17 protein-coding genes are annotated in these 18967 nt (G+C 52.1%); 11 read left to right on the top strand and 6 right to left on the bottom strand.

Annotation, left to right across the window (positions count from 1 at the left end; translation table 11 throughout):
- Nucleotides 1-5 precede the first annotated feature (5 nt).
- Nucleotides 6-203, bottom strand: coding sequence for a hypothetical protein (locus FYJ64_RS02660; protein WP_154573714.1), 198 nt, complete (start codon nucleotides 201-203; stop codon nucleotides 6-8).
- Between the two features lie 304 nt (nucleotides 204-507).
- On the opposite strand from FYJ64_RS02660, the gene FYJ64_RS02655 reads away from it, so the two are divergent.
- A complete protein-coding gene (locus FYJ64_RS02655) occupies nucleotides 508-1878 on the top strand; it encodes a fibronectin type III domain-containing protein (RefSeq protein WP_154573713.1) in 1371 nt (456 codons plus the stop codon).
- A gap of 112 nt (nucleotides 1879-1990) precedes the next feature.
- Nucleotides 1991-3286, top strand: a complete 1296-nt coding sequence (locus FYJ64_RS02650) for a lipopolysaccharide biosynthesis protein (protein WP_154573712.1) — start codon at nucleotides 1991-1993, stop codon at nucleotides 3284-3286.
- Between the two features lie 51 nt (nucleotides 3287-3337).
- Here FYJ64_RS02650 and FYJ64_RS02645 read toward each other — a convergent pair whose 3' ends face one another.
- Both FYJ64_RS02645 and FYJ64_RS02640 read right to left on the bottom strand, forming a co-directional pair.
- Complete coding sequence (locus tag FYJ64_RS02645) at nucleotides 3338-4351, bottom strand: NlpC/P60 family protein (RefSeq protein WP_154573711.1); 1014 nt, start codon at nucleotides 4349-4351, stop codon at nucleotides 3338-3340.
- Between the two features lie 90 nt (nucleotides 4352-4441).
- Nucleotides 4442-6034: a L,D-transpeptidase family protein gene (locus FYJ64_RS02640; protein WP_154573710.1), complete on the bottom strand. Its 1593-nt coding sequence runs from the start codon at nucleotides 6032-6034 to the stop codon at nucleotides 4442-4444.
- A 377-nt stretch (nucleotides 6035-6411) separates the two neighbouring features.
- Between FYJ64_RS02640 and FYJ64_RS02635 the strand changes: the two genes are divergently transcribed.
- Both FYJ64_RS02635 and FYJ64_RS02630 read left to right on the top strand, forming a co-directional pair.
- Complete coding sequence (locus tag FYJ64_RS02635) at nucleotides 6412-7794, top strand: hypothetical protein (RefSeq protein WP_154573709.1); 1383 nt, start codon at nucleotides 6412-6414, stop codon at nucleotides 7792-7794.
- Between the two features lie 130 nt (nucleotides 7795-7924).
- Nucleotides 7925-9214 carry a phenylacetate--CoA ligase family protein gene (locus tag FYJ64_RS02630; RefSeq protein ID WP_154573708.1) on the top strand — a complete coding sequence of 430 codons (1290 nt, stop codon included), beginning with the start codon at nucleotides 7925-7927 and terminating at the stop codon, nucleotides 9212-9214.
- Between the two features lie 94 nt (nucleotides 9215-9308).
- Here the strand turns inward: FYJ64_RS02630 and FYJ64_RS02625 are convergent, their stop codons facing one another.
- Together FYJ64_RS02625 and FYJ64_RS02620 are read right to left on the bottom strand one after the other, a co-directional pair.
- On the bottom strand, nucleotides 9309-9677 hold the full coding sequence (locus FYJ64_RS02625) for a DUF6054 family protein (protein ID WP_154573707.1): 369 nt from the start codon (nucleotides 9675-9677) through the stop codon (nucleotides 9309-9311).
- Nucleotides 9678-9972: 295 nt separating this feature from the next.
- Nucleotides 9973-11265, bottom strand: a complete 1293-nt coding sequence (locus FYJ64_RS02620; RefSeq protein WP_154573706.1) for an ATP-binding protein — start codon at nucleotides 11263-11265, stop codon at nucleotides 9973-9975.
- 716 nt (nucleotides 11266-11981) lie between these two features.
- Here FYJ64_RS02620 and FYJ64_RS02615 point away from each other — a divergent pair.
- The 7 genes from FYJ64_RS02615 to FYJ64_RS02585 all read left to right on the top strand — a co-directional run bounded on the left by FYJ64_RS02615 (nucleotide 11982) and on the right by FYJ64_RS02585 (nucleotide 18230).
- Complete coding sequence (locus tag FYJ64_RS02615) at nucleotides 11982-12986, top strand: hypothetical protein (RefSeq protein WP_154573705.1); 1005 nt, start codon at nucleotides 11982-11984, stop codon at nucleotides 12984-12986.
- Nucleotides 12987-13049: 63 nt separating this feature from the next.
- Nucleotides 13050-14351, top strand: a complete 1302-nt coding sequence (locus FYJ64_RS02610) for a hypothetical protein (RefSeq protein ID WP_154573704.1) — start codon at nucleotides 13050-13052, stop codon at nucleotides 14349-14351.
- Between the two features lie 54 nt (nucleotides 14352-14405).
- Nucleotides 14406-15389 (top strand): hypothetical protein, encoded by a 984-nt coding sequence (locus FYJ64_RS02605; protein ID WP_154573703.1) that lies wholly within the window; start codon nucleotides 14406-14408, stop codon nucleotides 15387-15389.
- 12 nt (nucleotides 15390-15401) lie between these two features.
- Entirely contained in the window at nucleotides 15402-16250 is an 849-nt protein-coding gene (locus tag FYJ64_RS02600) for a carbohydrate ABC transporter permease (RefSeq protein WP_154573702.1), read from the top strand.
- Nucleotides 16243-17085 carry a carbohydrate ABC transporter permease gene (locus FYJ64_RS02595; RefSeq protein WP_154573701.1) on the top strand — a complete coding sequence of 281 codons (843 nt, stop codon included), beginning with the start codon at nucleotides 16243-16245 and terminating at the stop codon, nucleotides 17083-17085. Before FYJ64_RS02600 ends, FYJ64_RS02595 begins: the two co-directional genes overlap by 8 nt.
- Before the next feature lie 9 nt (nucleotides 17086-17094).
- Nucleotides 17095-17469 (top strand): hypothetical protein, encoded by a 375-nt coding sequence (locus FYJ64_RS02590; protein WP_154573700.1) that lies wholly within the window; start codon nucleotides 17095-17097, stop codon nucleotides 17467-17469.
- Complete coding sequence (locus FYJ64_RS02585; RefSeq protein WP_154573699.1) at nucleotides 17469-18230, top strand: ABC transporter ATP-binding protein; 762 nt, start codon at nucleotides 17469-17471, stop codon at nucleotides 18228-18230. The genes FYJ64_RS02590 and FYJ64_RS02585 overlap by 1 nt, the downstream gene beginning before the upstream one ends.
- 28 nt (nucleotides 18231-18258) lie before the next feature.
- On the opposite strand, the gene FYJ64_RS02580 is transcribed toward FYJ64_RS02585, so the two are convergent.
- Entirely contained in the window at nucleotides 18259-18927 is a 669-nt protein-coding gene (locus FYJ64_RS02580; RefSeq protein WP_154573698.1) for a hypothetical protein, read from the bottom strand.
- Between the last annotated feature and the right edge of the window lie 40 nt (nucleotides 18928-18967).

Below are 18967 nucleotides of genomic sequence, written 5' to 3'. Positions count from 1 at the left end.
CCCTCCTATCTCGCGAAAGTACTGACGTAAACGCTGACGCCGTATCCGTCGTTAAAGACCACAACATACCAGCGTTTTCCGATCCGCCGGCCGTCCATACCGTTGTCCCGGATGGCCTTGACCTCCTCCGACTGCTGAATTTCATTCAGCATTTTACGGTCGATGATCTTGCCGTCCAGATTCGTGATTTCTTCTCTCGTCATAATTCGTCACCTCTGATTTTATAGAAAAAATTATACCATATTCTACGGTTCCCTTCAATTCATGATATTCGGTTCTGGTTCTCCCTGCGATGTTCGGTTTCATCCCTCTGCGAAGAAATGTGCGCCCCCGGAAAGCACAAAAAACGCGGGAAAACTGCAAAAAAACGCGAATATCCGGCAGTTGGGCACGAAACACTTGTAATTTTTATTGTTAACCATTATAATAAGGGGACAGAATGCCGCGCGGGTTCTTCCGCGCGCTGTTTCAGAGTATTCATCCGGAATCGAAAGAAACGAGGTTGATATGAACAGTACGTTGAAGCGGAATATTATTGTTGCCCTGCTCTGTGCCGGAATCGCTTTCACGTTTTCGGCCGCGGTTATGACGAGCAAGGCCTTTGCCGCGACAAAGAAACCCGCACAGACGAAGATCTCCTACACCGCCAGCAAGGAGGAAAGCCGGTTGGACGTGAATTGGAATAAGGTCTCCTGCTCGGGCTACCAGATTAAAGTTGCGACAAATAAAAAATTCACTCATAATAAAAGAATTCTGATTCTAAAGGGGAAGAGTGCGACGCAGACGACCTTCACCGATCTGATCCGGGGCAAGGTATATTACATTAAGGTTCGCGCATATAAACAGAAGGGAAAATCCCGTTATTACGGAAAATGGAGCAGTGTGAAGAAATGCTGGGTCTTTTCCTATGCCGGAAGGGTCACCACGAAGCCGACCTGCGAATCGGGCGTGAAGACTTACCTGGATCCCTCCAACGGCGCTGTGACGGGAACCAAAATCATTCCCATGACCCACTCCCACGAAATTCCCAAGAAAACTGCACGCCGGCTCACCGGTAAGACCACCCACACCACCGGCGTCTGCGCAGCATGTGATCAGCCCTTTAATTATATCCGCCGCACTCTCGCGGACAAAAGCAAGGTCACCTTTGTTGCGCCGAAGAACACTGACGCCAACGTCACCAATCCGACCGTCACCAACAGCGACGGCTACACCTACAACTACAAGCTCTACTATCAGAATTCCACTGCTCTGGATTACACATATCCGGAATATCAGGCCTATCTGAAGGCGCACGGCTGTTCCACCTGCTCACTGACCACCGTGCTGAACGCCACCGTTCCGGCGCTTGCAGACTACACGCCGGACAGAGTCATCGAGGAAGTGGAGCGGACCGTCTTCGGCACTGACGCAGTGAATGCGAATATGAGCAAATCCCTGAGCAAGCAAATGCCGGTCAACCTGAAAGGCATCTCCACAATCCTCACCTACTACGGCGTGAAAAACAAGTACGTCTACAAATATACTGTCGCGAACGCTGAAAAAGAGATCACTGCTCATCTCAAGGAAGGTAATCCGGTCATCGTCACGCTGCCCGGCAAGAACAATTACGCCGGCGGCACGCACACCATGGTCATGCTGGGATTGGATGAAAACGGCGATGTCATCATGGGCGACTCGCTGAAACAGAGCAGCGGCAAATGGGGAAAGGACAACCGGCTCGTGAAGTTTGACACGGCCAAAAACGGCAACGTCAATACGGTGAGCAGCATCGTGAAAAGCTTCAGTGCCTACTCCACCTCCAAGTCCAAGGTGACCAAGAGTATGTATTATACAAAGGCAAAAGCCGGAAACATCGGATACATTCTGGTCAACTGACGCGTTCCCAGCCGCCGAATTGCGCGCCGCAGCACAAATGCGCGGCAAGCACAACAGACACACGCCGCATACGACAGATGTACGATGAACACGATAACAACAACGGACCAATATGCTGAATAAAATCTGTGATCTGCTGGAGAAAACCGGCAACATCAGAAGAAGTTCCTATCTGTGGAACGCCATAAACGCGATGCTTTCTGCCCTGCAGAGTCCGGTCATCCTGATGGTGATGACCCGGACCAACGGCGTCTACGACGCCGGGGTCTTCAGCATCGCTTTTGCTGTTGCAAGCCTGATGCTCTATGTGGGCCTCTACGGTCTGCGTCGTTTCCAGGCCTCGGATATTCATGAAAAATACAGTTTCCAGGAATACCAGGCCATGCGCTTTGTCACCTGCGGCGCCATGATCGTCGCTTCTGGCGCCTACTGCGTCTACGGTATCGGCTTCAAGGGCTACGGCCCGGAGAAGGCCGCCGTCGTTTTTCTGATGTGTATGCTGAAGCTGGTGCAGGCCTATACTGACGTAATCCACGGGAATATGCAGCAGAAGGATCGGCTGGATGTGGCCACAAAATGCTCTTCCATCCGCTATGTCCTGGAGGTTCTGGGATTAATTGCCGCACTGGCGGTGACGCATAACCTCCTGCTTTCCAGCATCGTCTGCGTCGCGGTCTCCGTCATCGGAATGATGCTGACGACTGTCAACGCCGGTCGTCGCTACTGCACATCCTACCGTCCCTCCATCAGCCGCGGGAAATTCCGCACGCTGCTCATCGACGGCTTTCCCATCTTCATCAGCCTGTTTCTGAACATGTATATCAGTAACGCTCCGAAGTATGCCATCGACGCCTATCTCACAGAAGAGATCCAGGCCGTCTATAATATTATCTTCATGCCCGCTTTCATGGTCATGCTCATCGCCAACTTCATTTTCAATCCCATTCTGACATCTTATGCAGAGCTGTGGCTGTCCGGCACCCGCGAAGCCTTCCGCGAACTGAATCGCCGGATCCGTCAGCAGCTGCTGCTCGTCCTCGGACTCACTGTGCTTGGTCTTGCAGTCGCATGGACGATCGGAATCCCGATCCTGTCCTGGATCTTCGGCGTGGATCTTCACGCCTACCGGACCGAACTCTGTATCGTCATGATAGGCGGCGGCGCGCTGGCATACGCCACTTTTTTCAGCACCGTCGTCACGATTATCCGTGAACAGAACTTCCTCCTGGTATGTTACGGCATAGCGGCGCTGGCCGCTTTCGTCCTGTCCGGTATCCTTGTCAGAAACCACGGAATACTGGGAGCGGCAACCCTGTACGCAGTAATCATGACGATTCTGGCCGTGCTGCTGGCAGTCCTGACATTCAAAAAGCTGTCCGATGCCCGCAGAAATCTGCAAAACGCCTGACAGCTTTGAACCCCAGTTTTTTGTTTTCTTCAGTCAGCTCCTGTCTTTCGGTTAGTAGCCCCGCCGTATGGATACAATCTTCCGGAAGTTCACTTTGGAAATGCTGATTCCCTTGCGAATCGCATGGATAACCTTTCCGTTCCCCATGTAAATCGCGACGTGATTTCCGTAGTAGACGATGTCGCCGGCCTTCGCCTGAGAAAGCGATACAGCGCGTCCGTAATGTCCGATGGCCGTGCGGCCTTTGGGAAGAGTAATGCCGTATTTCTGGTACATCGCTCTGACAAAGGCTACGCAGTCGATTCCGTGATACAGGTCGTTTCCGCCCAGCTTATACGGATTTCCCAGATAGCGAATTCCTTCTTTGGAGATCTTCACGCCAAGCTCATCGTTCAGTTTGCTTGTATACTCGTCATAGTCAGACCATTTGAGGTCTGTCGGCATATTCTGGTTTCCGGTCAGAACCACCGCGTTTTCCGGCTCCTCCAGAACCTTCACGGCAGTCTTCTTCCTGGAGACCAGTTTACCGTTCTTGCTTGTCAGACGGTAAGTAAGTCTGCTGGTTCCGGCCTTTCCTTTGTCCTGCACCTTGCTCTCGAAGGCGGACAGCGTAGAGTCATATTTGAAAGTAACTTTCCGGTCAGTTTTCTTTGTCTTGTATTTCTCAGAGACCGTCGTCACAGTAAACATCGGATCCTCTTCTGTATTCCCGTCCAGAATCGCCTGTACAGCTTCCGTTCTGGTCTTCACCGTAGGCGCATCCTCGAACAGGGACAGTTTCCGCTCCTGAATCTTTACCTTTGTGTCATAGGAAACCTTCTTCAAAACGGCGCCCTTGGGCGTGTAACTGGCGGCCACATCCTTCATGACCTTTTTCCCGGTGGACTTCCCGTTGACAACCGCAACCTCTTTTCCTCCGATCAGAATCGAGTAGGGCTCATTCACAACGGTGCCGTTGGCATAGGCCGCGCGCGGCATCATCAGCACCAGCGCGACGATTCCCGTGGCAATCAGCGCGGCCACAATCAAAATCGCAATAGCTAATTTACTGTGTTTTCTGACCATCGATCTTTCTCACTCCTTTTGGAAATAACTGCCGTTTCATAAATGAAACTTTAACTCACCCGCACGGGGATGCGAGATTCTCGCCGCAGATCAGTAGCTGATTACCTTCGTTCCATTCGGAATATGCTTGTAAATCCAGACGGCGTATTTTTCGTCCAGACGGACGCAGCCCCGGGTATTCGGCTGTCCGCTGTTGCTCATTCCCTTGAGCACTCTGCGTGTCCCTTCATACCAGCAAATGGTATGAAAGGAATCCCCTCCTGTGAAGAAGGACAAGTGCGTGTAATAATACGGATTGCCGTGCTTCGTCAGACGTGTCCGCTTCATCTTGTGTTTATGAATCGTAAAACTCTTGCTCTTCGGCGTTGGCTGCTGGAACTTGCCGCTGCAGCAGCGGAAGGATTTATACACCTTCCAGTGTCCCTTCCTGCCCTTGAAGATCGTGACATGCTGCGTGTACTGGCTGATCCAGATGAGGTAACGGGTCTTGCTTCCGTATTTCTTTTTGTTGACCCATTTTTCCTTTACCTTCTTCGTCCAGTCGTTGTTTTTGTCCAGTTTTTTGCTGTACGGAACATCGCCCTTCACGGTCTTGCAGTCCTTCCAGCGGACCCATCCTTTCCGGATGACCTTGCCGCTCTTTCCGTCCTTCAGCTGCTTGACGTAAATTCTTTTGGGGACATCCCAGTTCAGAAGTTTTCTCGGATATTTATCAGTCACCCTCACATAGGTTCCCTTTTTGAGCGTTCCCTTGCTCTTACCCCCAGTTTTGGACGTATACAGCTTCGCACTGGTCTTTGTCGTCGTATACCACTTGATGGTTCTGACGCTGCAGGTCAGGTACCAGTTCACTGTGACCGACTTGCGGGCGGAAGGCTCAGAGGCTGTCTGATAGCTCGAGCCGTTGCTGCTTCCTTTGTAAATCGCTCTCACATAATAGTAATAGGTTTTCTTTCCGGAACGATTCTTATCGACGTAGGAGGTCGTCTTTCCGCTGCTGACGGTCTTCGTCTGCTTCGCAGGAATCCCCGACTTGCTTGTCGTGCGGTAAATCAGATATCCCGATGCGCCGCTTACCTTCTTCCATTTAATCGTAACATTATTGTCGCTCTTGGGACACTTCACGCTGACGCCGGTCGGCGCAGACAGAAATCTGTATGCACCGAGCAGGGCGGATTCGAAAACCTGCGCGGTCTCTCCCTGCTTCTCGGCCGTGCAGACAAGCTTATACTTTGTCTCGCTGCCCTGGATCTTATAAACAAAGTCCGCAATGTCTGCGACCTTCGTCAGGACTTTATCGTTCTGGTCTTTCAGTTCGTAGGTCAGAGTCCAGCCGGCGTCCGTCAGCTTCTTCTGCTGTGCGGGATCCATCCAGGTGCCTGTGAATTTCACTGCAAACTGTCCCGGCATATTCTGAGCGGCGTCCGATGTTACCGGCTTCGCGCTCAGTTTCAGCGGAGCTCTGCTCTGTGTTTCAGCTGAGCTGACCGAGGCTTTATCCGGCGTCTCTGCCTCCGCAGATCCGCTTCCCGCCACGGCGCTGTTATTCTCTGTCTGCGCTTCCGATGTGTTCTGTCCTTCCTGAATATCCTCAGCAAACGCAGGCACTGCCACGAACGTCGTGCCGATCATCGCGACCGTCAGAACCATGCAGACAATCTTCTTCAGTCTCTTTCTGTGCATTCTTTTATCTCTCCTTACTGCATTAATGTGTTCGACTTCCAGATCACACATGCATCTTCCCTATACTCACTTGTATATATAATGTAGTTTACCATATCAGGGTGCCAATATCAACAAAAAACGGCCGGGGCGAAGAGCGCAAGGGTCACAGAGAGGTGCAAAACGGCCGGGGAGGGGCGCTGCAAAAAAAAGCCTCGGCGGAGCACGGCGAAAACGTCCGCAGCGAGGGCCTGAACAAAAAGTGCTAATGCGGTAAAAGGTGAAGCCGCAATCCGGTATGGCGATGACGGCAGCTGATTTGACGGTACGCGTCCTTTTCACTTCTGTATTCGCTGATATTCCTTGCTATTTTCCGAACTCTGTGTAAAAATAAGCGTATGAAAAATGTTTGGAACGTGAAGAATCAGAGCAGGCCGGATCTGCTGTATGTCATGATATGTGCCGCGGTTTTCCTGGCTGAGGCTTTTCTGGCTTGGCGCCAGTCAATCCGGTACGGCGGCGGATATATGTCCGACGTGTCTTTGTATGTAAAAATCGCCCGGCGGAATCCCACTCCGACGCGCGCCGTCAACTGGCTGTTCGCCCACCTTATGGATCTGTGCGGAAATACACTAGGAATCGCTGTCCTTCTGGGGCTTGCAGTCTCGCTGACGATTGTCGCAAACTACCTGCTGCTGCGCTATCTGTTCTGCAGCAGGTTCGCGGAAAACGGGGGCAGACTCTCAGGCACTGGCGCCCCCGGATTCCGGGAAACATGTACGCCGTTCCCAGATGTTGGTGATACGGCGACGGGATGCTGTGCAGACGCTTCTGCCGACCGGCGGCTGCTGGAGGCAGCCTCTATCGCGGCTTTGTTCTCCGGTCCCGTCTACATTCCGCAGCTGATGCCGTATTTCTACGAGAAAACACTGAGCAAGTACGCCTGGCAGAGTCCGACGCAGATTATGATGATGCCGCTCGCGGTGCTTGCACTTCTGCTGTTTTTCCGCATCCGGGAGCGGTATTTCCGGCAGATTTCCCCCGGGCAGTGGCTGCTGCTGAGCCTAGCGTTTCTGGCCTCGGCGTGGGCCAAGCCCAGCTTCATCATGATTTTCTATCCGCTGATGGCGGCGATCCTGCTCCGGGATCTGATTTTCGGCAGGAGGGAATGCGGAAGTGTCGGGAGGCGGTTTCGCAGCGTTCTGATTCTCGGGTGCTCCGCCCTTCCGGGAATGGTCTATTTTCTCTACCTGAACAAAGCCATGTTCGGCGGTGCTTCGGGAACCGCCGGCGCGGGCGCTTCAGAAGCGGCCGGAGCTGCCGCATCGGCCGCCGCCTCCGGCGGAGACGGCAGTGTGATCATCCAGTTCGGTCGGGCCTATTTCAACCAGGACTTCTCCGTTCCTCTGAGCCTTCTGGCCGGTCTTCTGTTCCCTCTGCTGGTGCTCCTCTTCAACCTTCCGGCCCTGCGGGATATCCGCTATGCCTCCGGATGGCTGCTGCTGCTCATCGGCATCGCAGAGCATTTCACGTTCAGCGAGACGGGACGGCGAGCCGCTCACGGTAATTTCGCCTGGGGAAAAAAGGCGGGCGCATACCTGCTGTTTCTGCTAAGTATCTGGAAATTCGCGGAAAACTGCAGGGACCCGCAGTTCCTGCAGCGGCGTCCGGGTCTGCGGCGGCTGTACTTCGTTCTGGGACTTGTGCTGCTGGGGCTTCACGTGGTTTGCCAATTGTATTACTTCCAGCTGCTGCTGCGGGGGCATCACTACATGATGTGACCGCGGTTCGCCGGCGCTTCGGGCCTGTTCGCACACGAGGTCTGCGGTACGTCTCGGCCGGCCTGCCTGACCACCGGTTCGCCGCAGGATATTACTGGATAAGACGACACTTTGATGCTATAATGGAACTATGTTTGAGAATTTGGAAAAGAAGCTGGTCAATCTGCTGATTTTCACGGATCTGGCCAAGATGAAGAAAAAAATCCCGGAGGACTTCTCCGGAGTCAAAAGAATTCAGGATCGGCGCGTTCGCAGACTCGTGCGGAAGGCGTACAGGATCCCGTTCTACAAAGAGCGGTTCGACGCTGCAGGCGTGAAGCCGGAGGACATCCGGACCGGTGCGGACCTCACACGTCTGCCTTTGTTGCATAAGGAAGAGCTGCGCGTCTGGATGAAAGAAGAAGCGAAGAACCCCAGGTATGACAACTGGTACCACGACACCACCAGCGGATCGTCCGGCGAACCGCTGATGATTCTTTTGTCGCCCAGGGAAAAGGCCTACATGATGGCCAACTGGTTCCGGGTCATGATGCTGGCAGGCTACAACCCCTTCCTCGGCAAAACCATGAGCCGCAAGAGCGCGCACAGCGTTTCCGCCGGCTACGACACCGCGCTCCAGCGCCTGGGCATCCTGCGCCGCGGGTTTCTGGATCAGTACGCGCCGGAGGAGGAAATGATCCGGCAGGTCAATGAATACAAGCCGGACTTCCTTTACATGAACAAAACCGAGCTCATGCGGCTCTGCCTGTACTGCAGACAGCATGGCAGCAAAATATATCAGCCGAAGTTCTTTGTGCCCACCGGAGAAAAAACCGACGACATCGCCCGCCGGCTGTTCAAGGAGGTTCTGGGCCCCGGCATCATCGACTCCTACGGAACAGCCGAGACCGGCGCCTGCATGGTGAAGATCGGCGAGAGCCCGGAGTACGTGGTCCACAACGATTCCTTTGTGGTAAACATCTACGACGACAACGACCGGCCGGCCGACGATGGCAAGATCGTGGTAACGCCGCTGTACAAGACCGACCTGCCGCTGATTAATTACTCCATCGGTGACAAAGCCACATCCGTGACCCGGAACGGCGTCCGGTTCATCACCGGCGTGCAGGGCAGAATGAACGATTTCTTCCGGTATGAGACCGGAGAAGTCACCACATTCTTCGAAATCGCGCCCATCATCGCTCACTGCACCGACATCCTGCAGATCCGCTTCATCCAGGAATCCTACGATATGATCCGGATCCAGTGCGTCTATAACAAAGAAGAATCCGAACGCACCAGAGATGAAGTAGCCGCACAGCTCACCGCAGATCTGAACAGAAAATTCAAGCATCCCTTCCGAATCGAGTACGACTGGATGGACTCCATTCCGCCGGACGAGAACGGCAAGCTTCGGATGATTGTCTGCAAGGTAAAATAGGCGGCGCGGCATTCAGCGCGAGACGGACGAGAAGCGCGGGACAGTCGGCGAGACGGCGCGGACACAGAACCGCGAGGCGCGAGCCGACCGCCTCTCACCTTCTCCGCTCCTCGGACAGCACCTCAAAGCCCTGCGCCTGAAAATAGTCCTTCGTCTTATACGCAAAGCTGTTGTTTGCGCCCAGACTTATGTTGAACAGGCCATCGCCGCCTCCGCATCCGTTAATCAGGACTCTCTGCTCACCGTCCTGTTCGCTGAGGAGAATGATGACAGTGGCGTAGCTGCTGTTCCTGAAATAAAACCGCTCATACAGCATCTGACAGACAGTGAGGTCTGTTCCCTCAAGCCACGTCTCCGTCAGAAACTCGGCAAACGTTTCATTATATTTCCTCCGAAACGCAGACGCGACATCTTTCAGTTCGCCCTGCGCCTGGCGTCTCATCTTAATCGTTGTAATGCTCATCGCACAGACTCCTTTCTTATCGGGAACAAATATCTTTTTCTGCTGCGCATGGCATCACCTCTTTCTTTTCACAGTCTTTCTGCAATAACTTCTGCCCTTTTGAACAAAACTCTCCGGAACGCGAATCCTTGATATCCGGATCCGGAGGCTGTATTGAAGAGACGGCGCCCGTCTCTTTCACCCCTTCATACATAGAAACGTAAAAGAGGGGCAAAAGGGGACAGCAAAATAAAAATTTTTTCTTTTTTTATCAAAACGCGGAGCAGGCAAATCCTCTCTCCCGGGTATATCTTGGTTAAATCAGTTCCATCAGTTTACCGGCGAGATACAGAGGGATATTCGTTATTTTCCCATCATGTCTGTACCCGCGCATTGAAAAGCGGACAGCAGATTCAGGATTATTCGCGGCAATATATTTTTTTAACGAGCCGGCTTTCTTGTCTTCTCCGCCTTTTACCTCAACAGGAATTATTTCAGTACCGTTCTGAATAATGAAATCAATCTCGCCGTTTCTGCCGGAATAGTATCTTGGCTGCACAGAAAGACACCCCCTCAGCTGCTGAAGTACATAGTTTTCCGTCAGCGGTCCCTTAAACTGGTAGTGGGATTTAAGCAGAATTGCGCTATTATCAACACCTGCCATAGTCTTAAGTAATCCGGTATCAAACATAAACAGCTTGAAGTGGTCAAGTTTATCGAACGCAGATAATGGATGCTCCGCCTTGGAAACATTATAGACCCGGTTCAGTATCCCGGCAGAAACGAGCCATTCGATTGCTTCCTCGAAATCACGTGCCCGTCCTCCCTCGCGTACGGCACCATACATGAATTTCTCGTTCGGTTTAGCCAGCTGTGATGCTATACTGCGAAAAACCATAAGGATTCGCCCGCTGTTTACTTTTCCGTTATGCTTGGAAAAGTCGTTCTCATATATTTCAATGAGTTCGTGCTGAATTTTGGAAAGCCTCTCGGGATCCCCATATTTTATCCACGATGCAACGCATTCTGGCATGCCGCCTATAATCAGATAATTTTTATAGGCATCTGTAAGGCGATTATGGAATATTCCCTCTATCTCCTGATCTTTACGTATGTCATTATAATATGAACAGAGACTGATGTCTGTTGCCGCCAGGTACTCGTCAAAGGTCATGGGAAATATGTCGAGAAGATTAACCTGCCCCACTGGATAAGACTTAGGGGCCGCAAGAAGTGTTCCCAGCAGGCTTCCTGCAGTAACAATATGATATTCCCCCGCGTCTTCCCTGAAATATTTTAAGGAATTTAAAGCTTCAGGGCATTCCTGTATCTCGTCAAGAATAATAAGTGTATCCTCCGGAACTATCTTCTTTCCTGAAATCAGTGAAAGAAGTTCAACAATCCGGTAGGGATTCTTGTTTTTTTCAAATATAGATTTCAATTCCTCTTCTTCATCGAAGTTGAAATATACAAAACTGTCATATTCACATTCTCCGAACTCTTTCATCAGCCAGGTTTTGCCGACCTGACGCGCCCCTCGGAGAATCAGAGGTTTTCGTTCAGAATCGGATTTCCATTGAATGAGCTTATCAATAGCCTTTCGTTTCAATGTGTTCGCCTCCTTCTATTACTCTAAGGCAATGTTATCACGTTTTTACACGATTTTCAACGCGGATTAAACACATTTTTACATACAATTTCAGCAGTATAAAACACATTTTTACACATAATTTCGGCATCATAATGCACATTTTCACAAAGAAGCCGGTCCGGTTTCGTACCTGCCAGGTTCCTGCGGCTTGAAAAATTCTCTGTCTTCTTCACAAATCCAGTTTGTGCATAATCATCATATATATTGAATATATATTGAATATTTATTTAAAATACGATTAATTGACAATAGTCTAAAAATAGTGTACACTAGTTTTGTGGTATTGGGGAGTTGTTCTCTTTTGGAACTTAACGATTGATTTCTTTGTTTACAAAAATCTGATTCCCCGAAGAGCCGTATGGCTCTTCTTTTCGGTATACCCAAATACGGTCGTGTCCCCGCCCATTAGTCTGTATCAAACTTAATGGTCGCTGACAACGATTTGTTAACCGCGCTACAGCGAACGAATTCAACTGCAAGCAGAAACCGACAGTTTCCCGGTTATCTGCTGTGGTATGATAAATTTTTCAATCCGCATATCGATGCGAAAGCCTGCTACCGGACGGACAATGAAAAAGCACTGAAAATGACTGACTGAATCGGTAAAACGACGGTGATATTTTATGAAAAAAACAACCTTAACATCCCTACAGCGGACGGAATTCTCATCTGCTGTGAAATGTCTGTTGAGTCTTCTGCTCTGCATCCTGCTGTTTTTTCTGGCTGGGTGCGGTGACAAAGGCTCGGACACGGAGACATTCTACAAAGCAAAAGAACTCAAGCTCCCGGAAAACCTGAACCGCATTGAGGAAATGTACTTTGACGGCAACGACATCTACGTCGGCGGAGTCCGGGAGCAGAACGCGCGCAGCGTTACAGCCGTTGTTTTGAAAAGCCGGGATTCCGGCTCCTCCTGGACGAGAATACTGAAGAAGACATACACCTGCCCGGATGTGCCGAATTTTCTTTCTCTGGACGTGAATTTCTCCATGAGCAGCAGCGGCATCGCCGTGATGAGTGCCATTGAAACCGGACGCTCCGTCAAGGATGTGCGTGCAGAGGTCCGTTCCGGAGAGATGTTCGATTATCGCGGAAAACGCCTGACGACGCTGAAGCTTCCACCGCAGATGAACATTGCTCATGTAGTAATGGATTCCGAATACTCCGGGTACGGCACTATGGATATCGATGACGACGAATGTCTCGCCAAAATCCTTCATTTCAACGGCCAAACCGGCAAATATAAAATTGTCGCTGACAACGAATACGATTATGATTTCCAGCTTGCCGGCGGAAGGATCTACGTCGAAGGCAAATGCCTCGACACCCGCAATTACAAAACCCTGACTGCCCCGGACTCCGTCAAAGCCGTATGGAAGGACGAGAAGGAATATTTTTCAGACCAGAAAAAGCTTGCTGACGGATCAAAATATCTCTGGCGTGTAGTTCAGACACCGGAAAAAGAAACCCTGTGCTTTGCACTTACGCGGGAAGGGATCTACCGCTTTGCCGGCGACACCAGAACTCAGGTGGGAGAATCGCCTTCCAAAACACTGGGAGAAAATAAATACACCTTTGACCGATTCTTCGTCCGTGATTCTGACGAATTCTTTGTTCCATACAATGACGACACCTTCTGGAACGGACTTCGGCTGATTCAATACCGGCAGGAAAAATAATCCCGCTGACCTTCGGGATATACGCGTGAACCGGCGCGGTTAAATCGGAAAGGAGGGCGGCCGATGAGGACGATGAAAAAATACAATCATACAGTAAGCGCAATCCCGCGCGTCATCATACTCGCACTCGTATTCGCGCTGACTTCCACGCTGATGCTTTACGCATATCACCGCCCTTCCGGAACGGAGGCTGCGGATCTGAAAATCTGCATGATGAACGGCGATGATAATCTCAGCGGTCTTCTGACAAGCGCCGCATCAGACTGCGGGATCACAGCGGATATACGACAGGTCGTAACAGATTACGAGATGGACGCCGGCGACGCCCGGAAGAAAATCAATCTGGAACTGATGAGCAGCACGGGACCGGACATCCTCATCCTGGACGATATGGATCCGACTCCGTACATAAAATCCGGAAAACTGCTGGATCTCCGGTCAATTGCCGGAGACTCCGGCGTTCCCGCCGAGGTGAAGCAGCAGTTTACATCGGAGGACAAATGCTTCGCCCTCCCCGCCGCACAGACCCTTTTCGTATACGCTGCCGACGGATCTGCGGGAAAGGATCTGCCGAACACATCCGGATTAGGAACACTTCTCCGTTTCGCACAGAAAAACAACCTGTACTTCGGGAACGCCTATGATAACATTGCCGCAATCGCCTGCAGACTGTATGTTGAGCCGCGGCTCACAGGAGTCCGAAGCAGCGACCGCCGTCTGCTCCGCGATTTCTATCAGTCCCTGCAGCGCCTGCGCGACCGGAGCCGTCAGAAATACGAAGCAGCATCCTTCCAGCGGTTGAATATGCAGCTGAACCCCCTCTTTTCCTTCGAGGGAATCGGGCACGGAGGAACCGGAGTTTCCATGGACTATCTCTGCAGCATTGAAGACTTTCAGCTTTTGCAGCTGCTGTCAGATAAGGACCGTCTCCGGTACAGGCTGGCTGAGGAAAACGGCCGCATCATTTCCATGCCCTGCTGCATCGTAGCCGTCAACAAAAATGGAGCGCACCGGAGCACTGCGGTGAAATATCTCCGGTATCTGATGTCAGAGGAAGGGCAGCGGCTGGTCAGCGACAGTTCCCTGCTCCCCTCCGATCTGAACTCCCTGTCTGAGATTATGAGGTGCACCACTGAATCCGACTGGATTTCGGAATACAACACTTTGACTCTCCCTGCGCTGCGCTCCCGTACAGTCCGGCTGCTGACCCGCGACCTCGGCGACAGACTCACCAGCCGTGTTACAGACGGCGTTCTGATGGACATTGTGATGACGGAAGCGAACGAATATATAAACGGAAACCAGACTCTGGACGCAGCCGTAGAGCGGGCGGTAAACAGGATCCGTATTGTCCGTTCGGAATGATTAGCTGCCTGCACCATTATCAGGTTTAGAAGCTTTTATCTATGGAGGCTTAGTGTGAAGAAACCACTCTTAATCATTTTGTCCGTCGCCGCAGCACTGCTTCTGATGCTCCCCACCGGATGCGCAGATAAAAACGGCGCACAGAAAATGACGGAAAAGAAAATTTCTCCGCCGGAAAAGCTGTCATACATTTCCTCGATTTCGTGGGAAAACGACAGCCTGTACCTGTGCGGAGTAAAAAAACATGGCGAGAGGAATATCAGCGTACTATGCTTCCGCACAAAGGATGACGGGAAAAGCTGGGAGTCTGTCTGGAAGGAGAAATACACAGCACCGCCGGGAATGGCCCGCCTGGAGGCAACGGCAGACTTTCACGCCGGGCAGATATGGGTCTCATGGAGTTATCTGCGGCAGGAAAACCTGTCCGGCGCCTTTACCGACGAATCCGCACTGTACGATTTGAAGAAGGGTATTATCGGCAGGGCGTCCGGTGACAAGGCCCGGACAATCTTGCAGGCAGGGCTTTCAGGCAGCAGCAGGATATTCACGGCCACGCCGGAATATCAGTTCAGAAGTTGTGATTACCGGACCGGCAAAGTGAAGGACATCTCTTTGAAGAACTGCAGTGGCGTTGCGGACATCGCTCAGTCCGGAAACATCCTGTACCTCAAAGGCCTGAACGGCGGAGCAGCGTGCTGCGACGCCGGCACGGGGAAACAGGTCTCCATCGGGAAAATTGCCGGCGCCCTCTTTCAGTATATGGATAAACAAAAGGCCGTCGGAAACGAGCGGGAGTATGCCGTATACTCCAGTGATTCCGAAGAAATCGCAGGGTTTTATCTGGATCGCAACGGCATCATGCGGTTTACAAAGGACGGGTCACAGAGGCTGGCTGACAAGGAGGATGTGAGTTTCGGGAACAAGGATATCACTTTTGTTGACTCCGCAGCAAAGGACAGTTCCACGATCTATGCCTCAGTCTACTCCTCCTCCGGGGATTCATGCAGTCTTTACCGATATACACTCAAGGAAAAGTAGGAGGGGAAGAATATGCTCCGTGAATTCCATCCTGTTAAATTCATACTGCCCTCTCTCGCCGGCGTCAGTCTCTTCCTTCTGGTGCCGTACATTGACGTGCTGTTCCGCTCCTTCTGGCGGACGTCGGACGGGCGGTTCGCAGGGCTGGACAATTACCGGGAAGTGATCTGCAACGAAGCCTTCCGGCTTGCGATGAAGAACACCTTTCTGTTTGATCTGGTCTGTATACCGCTTCTTCTCATCGGGTCACTCCTGATCGCTCTGTTCCTGTTTGAAGGCCCGAGGGGGGCGGGAGTCCTGAAGACAGGTTTTCTCATCCCCATGGCGATTCCCACCGCCTCCGTCGTCCTGATGTGGCGGTTTCTGTTCGACCAGCAGGGAATTCTCAACGGAATACTTACCGGCAGCGGTCATGTGGCAGTTCACTGGATGGACAGTGGCATCGCGTTCTGGATCCTGGTGGGCAGCTATATCTGGAGGAATCTCGGGTACAACCTTATTCTGTGGCTGGCGGCGCTCTCCACAGTCCCCCGGTCATCGACGGAAGCTGCCCGGCTGGATGCGGCGGGGCCTCTGGCGCAGCTGCGGTATGTGATTCTGCCTCATATCCGTGGTGCATCCTTTGTAATCATCGTGCTTGCGCTTCTGAATTCCTTCAAGGTGTTCAGGGAGGCCTACCTGGTGGCGGGGGACTATCCCGACAGCAGCATCTATATGATACAGAACCTCTTCAACAACTGGTTCCTGAGCCTGGACACCGACAAAATGGCTGCGGGCGCGACCATCGATTCAGCAATCCTGATTCTGTTGATTCTGCTCCTGCAGAGAACATGGGAAATGCGAGGTGAGACTGATGCGTAGAGCTGTTGTCTTCACACTGCTGGCGATTCTCGCCTTTGTCATGTGTTATCCTGTGCTCTTCATCCTCACAGGCTCTCTGATGAGCGGCGATGAGCTGTCCTCACGGCTGTCGGAGCTGCTCTTCTACAAAGGCGGGGGCTATGTGGACTGGGCTTTGTTTCCCCGAAAGGTTTCCCCGGAATCTTTCCGGGAGCTGTTCCTGTTCCAGCCCGGATTTTTCAGCCTCTTCTGGAACACGGTGCTGATCACGGGAGGCGTGCTGCTGGGACAGCTGCTGATTGCGGCTCCGGCGGCCTGGGGATTCGCGCAATACAGATTCCGCGGCAGAGGCCTGCTGTTTACGCTGTACATCATCCTGATGATGCTCCCTTTCCAGGTGCTCATGCTCCCGGAATACATTCATCTGGGTGCGATGGGACTTCTGAACAGCCTTCCGGCTGTCATCCTTCCCGGAGTCTTCTCGACTTTTCCGGTTTTCATTGAGTACAACTTCTTCCGGGGAATTCCGTCCTCCGTGGTGGAGGCGGCACGGCTGGACGGCGCCGGAGAACCGGATATCTTTCTGCGTATCGGTCTGCCCGCAGGACGCGCAGGAATCGCCGCAGCCATGATGCTGCAGTTTCTGGAATACTGGAGCATCATCGAACCTCCGATGGCGTTTCTGGATTCCCCTGCCAAATGGCCGCTGTCACTGTTCATCCCATCAATTTCTGTCGATAACGCCGGGATCGCCTTTGTCGCCTCCCTCATTGCCATGTTCCCGGCAATCCTGATCTTCCGCATCGGGCAGCCCGCCCTGGAGGGCGGTATCGCCGCGATGGGCGTAAAAAGGTAGGTGTCCTGAATGGAACGGAAAATATTAATCGGCATCGCAGTCGCGTTTCTGGCTGTCATGATTGTCTTCACCTTCACCTCGCAGTATACCGCCCGGGCACTTCTGCCCGTAATCACCGCCGGGGAGGCCGACCGGGACGGATGGGTGGATTCCTCTGCGGTGCATTACGACGAATCCGGAAAAGCCTTTGTCTACTGGGTCGTGCCGAAGGAAACCATACTCGGGGAAGCCCTCGTCCTCAGCAGATACCCGGTCCGCGTGAAGGCGACGAAAGGAAAGAAAATACAGGCGAAGGGCGCGGAGCAGCTGAATCAGATCGCACTCCGCTGCAGCCGGGAAATGGAGGACGGTATGAAGGTCCGACTGGATGAGGAGGAGAAATAATGGCGACTCTGGTTCTGAACAATATCAGCAAGGCTTTTACAAAGGGCACTCCCGTGGTGCGCGAAATGAATCTCCGGGTTGCCGACGGGGAATTCATCGTCATCGTCGGTCCCTCCGGCTGCGGAAAATCCACGACTCTCCGCCTCATCGCCGGACTTGAGACTCCCGATACAGGGCAGGTTCTGCTGGACGGTGAGGACATCGCGGCAATCAGTCCCGGAGGGCGGAACATCGCCATGGTCTTTCAGGATTACGCACTGTACGCCGGCATGAGTGTGTTTGAGAATATCGCGTTTCCGCTGCGAATGCGAAAGCTTCCGAAGGACGAGATACAGCAAAAGGTTGCGGAAACGGCCGCACTGCTCAATCTGACAGAGCTCCTCCCGCGGAACGTCCGGAAGCTTTCCGGCGGAGAGAAACAGCGTGTTGCCATGGGACGGGCGATCGTGCGTCAGCCCCGGCTTTTTCTGATGGACGAACCGCTGTCGAATCTGGACGCCAGGCTGAGAGGACAGATCCGCAGGGAAATACGACGGCTGCACCGGCAGCTGGGAATCACAACGGTGTATGTTACCCACGACCAGATTGAGGCGCTGACTCTTGCCGACCGGATTATCGTGATGGGAGACGGCGTCGTGCATCAGACAGGCACGCCGCGGGAAATCTACCGCCGGCCTGCTGATTCCTTCGTTGAAGAATTTTTCTGCGCACAACTGAAAGAATATATCGCAGAGCGCGCGGCAGTTCTGAAGGAACTCTGAACGGAGGCTAAGAAAAGCGTTCCTGACCTTATTCTCTGAAGGCTTTCACTTTCCTCATTGTTTCCTCATAGTCCGGTAACGAGGCATTTCCGAAACTCACGATAATATCACTGAGTTCTGCCTCCGAAAGATGTTCCCCCTTTACATCAGAAAACCACTGCGCCAGAAACTCCTTCTTTTCGGTTTCTGTCTTGCTTTGATTTTTCCACATATATATTTTGAGGGATTCCGCCTCGTCATAGGAAAGATCATATTTCAATGCATATTCACTGGCGGGGTGAAAATCCGGATGAGCTCGTTTCAGTTCATCCATCATCTCGCGAATTATCCAGTCATACTGAAAAAAAATGTTTTTCAGTGCCTGTTCAGCCTGAGTGTCTTTCAAGGAGAACTGTCGTTCTTGCGGTATAGTTGTCATGTATTCTGTGATTTTTGATAATGCTCCTGACATCTTGATTATGTATTCCTCCGGATATTCCCATATACGCTCTTTAAGCCAGTTTCCCAATAATTGCGGGGACTTAAGTATTTCACGGTTGCCGGACAGAAGTTCCAGACATTCCTCCCGCCTGAGAGAAACCCGATAGACATATTCTGACAACAAACTGCCGTCGTCAAACTCATCCAGCATCTCATCCAGACACCGATCAACCTGCTCAACAGCGCGCTCTGCAGACGGACAGTGCATTTGTTCCAATTCACTTAAATATCTTACTGACATGACTGCACCATTTACA

The organism is Hornefia butyriciproducens, from assembly GCF_009695915.1.
Taxonomy (GTDB): Bacteria; Bacillota; Clostridia; order Peptostreptococcales; family Anaerovoracaceae; genus Aminicella; species Aminicella butyriciproducens.
This window is presented reverse-complemented; position numbering and strand designations above follow the sequence as displayed.

What these genes read in the sequence shown, in the direction of transcription:
- FYJ64_RS02660 (WP_154573714.1), bottom strand. Translation starts at nt 203, where the DNA reads ATGACGAGAGAAGAAATCACGAATCTGGACGGCAAGATCATCGACCGT.
- FYJ64_RS02655 (WP_154573713.1), top strand. Translation starts at nt 508, where the DNA reads ATGAACAGTACGTTGAAGCGGAATATTATTGTTGCCCTGCTCTGTGCC.
- FYJ64_RS02650 (WP_154573712.1), top strand. Translation starts at nt 1,991, where the DNA reads ATGCTGAATAAAATCTGTGATCTGCTGGAGAAAACCGGCAACATCAGA.
- FYJ64_RS02645 (WP_154573711.1), bottom strand. Translation starts at nt 4,351, where the DNA reads ATGGTCAGAAAACACAGTAAATTAGCTATTGCGATTTTGATTGTGGCC.
- FYJ64_RS02640 (WP_154573710.1), bottom strand. Translation starts at nt 6,034, where the DNA reads ATGCACAGAAAGAGACTGAAGAAGATTGTCTGCATGGTTCTGACGGTC.
- FYJ64_RS02635 (WP_154573709.1), top strand. Translation starts at nt 6,412, where the DNA reads ATGAAAAATGTTTGGAACGTGAAGAATCAGAGCAGGCCGGATCTGCTG.
- FYJ64_RS02630 (WP_154573708.1), top strand. Translation starts at nt 7,925, where the DNA reads ATGTTTGAGAATTTGGAAAAGAAGCTGGTCAATCTGCTGATTTTCACG.
- FYJ64_RS02625 (WP_154573707.1), bottom strand. Translation starts at nt 9,677, where the DNA reads ATGAGCATTACAACGATTAAGATGAGACGCCAGGCGCAGGGCGAACTG.
- FYJ64_RS02610 (WP_154573704.1), top strand. Translation starts at nt 13,050, where the DNA reads ATGAGGACGATGAAAAAATACAATCATACAGTAAGCGCAATCCCGCGC.
- FYJ64_RS02600 (WP_154573702.1), top strand. Translation starts at nt 15,402, where the DNA reads ATGCTCCGTGAATTCCATCCTGTTAAATTCATACTGCCCTCTCTCGCC.
- FYJ64_RS02595 (WP_154573701.1), top strand. Translation starts at nt 16,243, where the DNA reads ATGCGTAGAGCTGTTGTCTTCACACTGCTGGCGATTCTCGCCTTTGTC.
- FYJ64_RS02590 (WP_154573700.1), top strand. Translation starts at nt 17,095, where the DNA reads ATGGAACGGAAAATATTAATCGGCATCGCAGTCGCGTTTCTGGCTGTC.
- FYJ64_RS02585 (WP_154573699.1), top strand. Translation starts at nt 17,469, where the DNA reads ATGGCGACTCTGGTTCTGAACAATATCAGCAAGGCTTTTACAAAGGGC.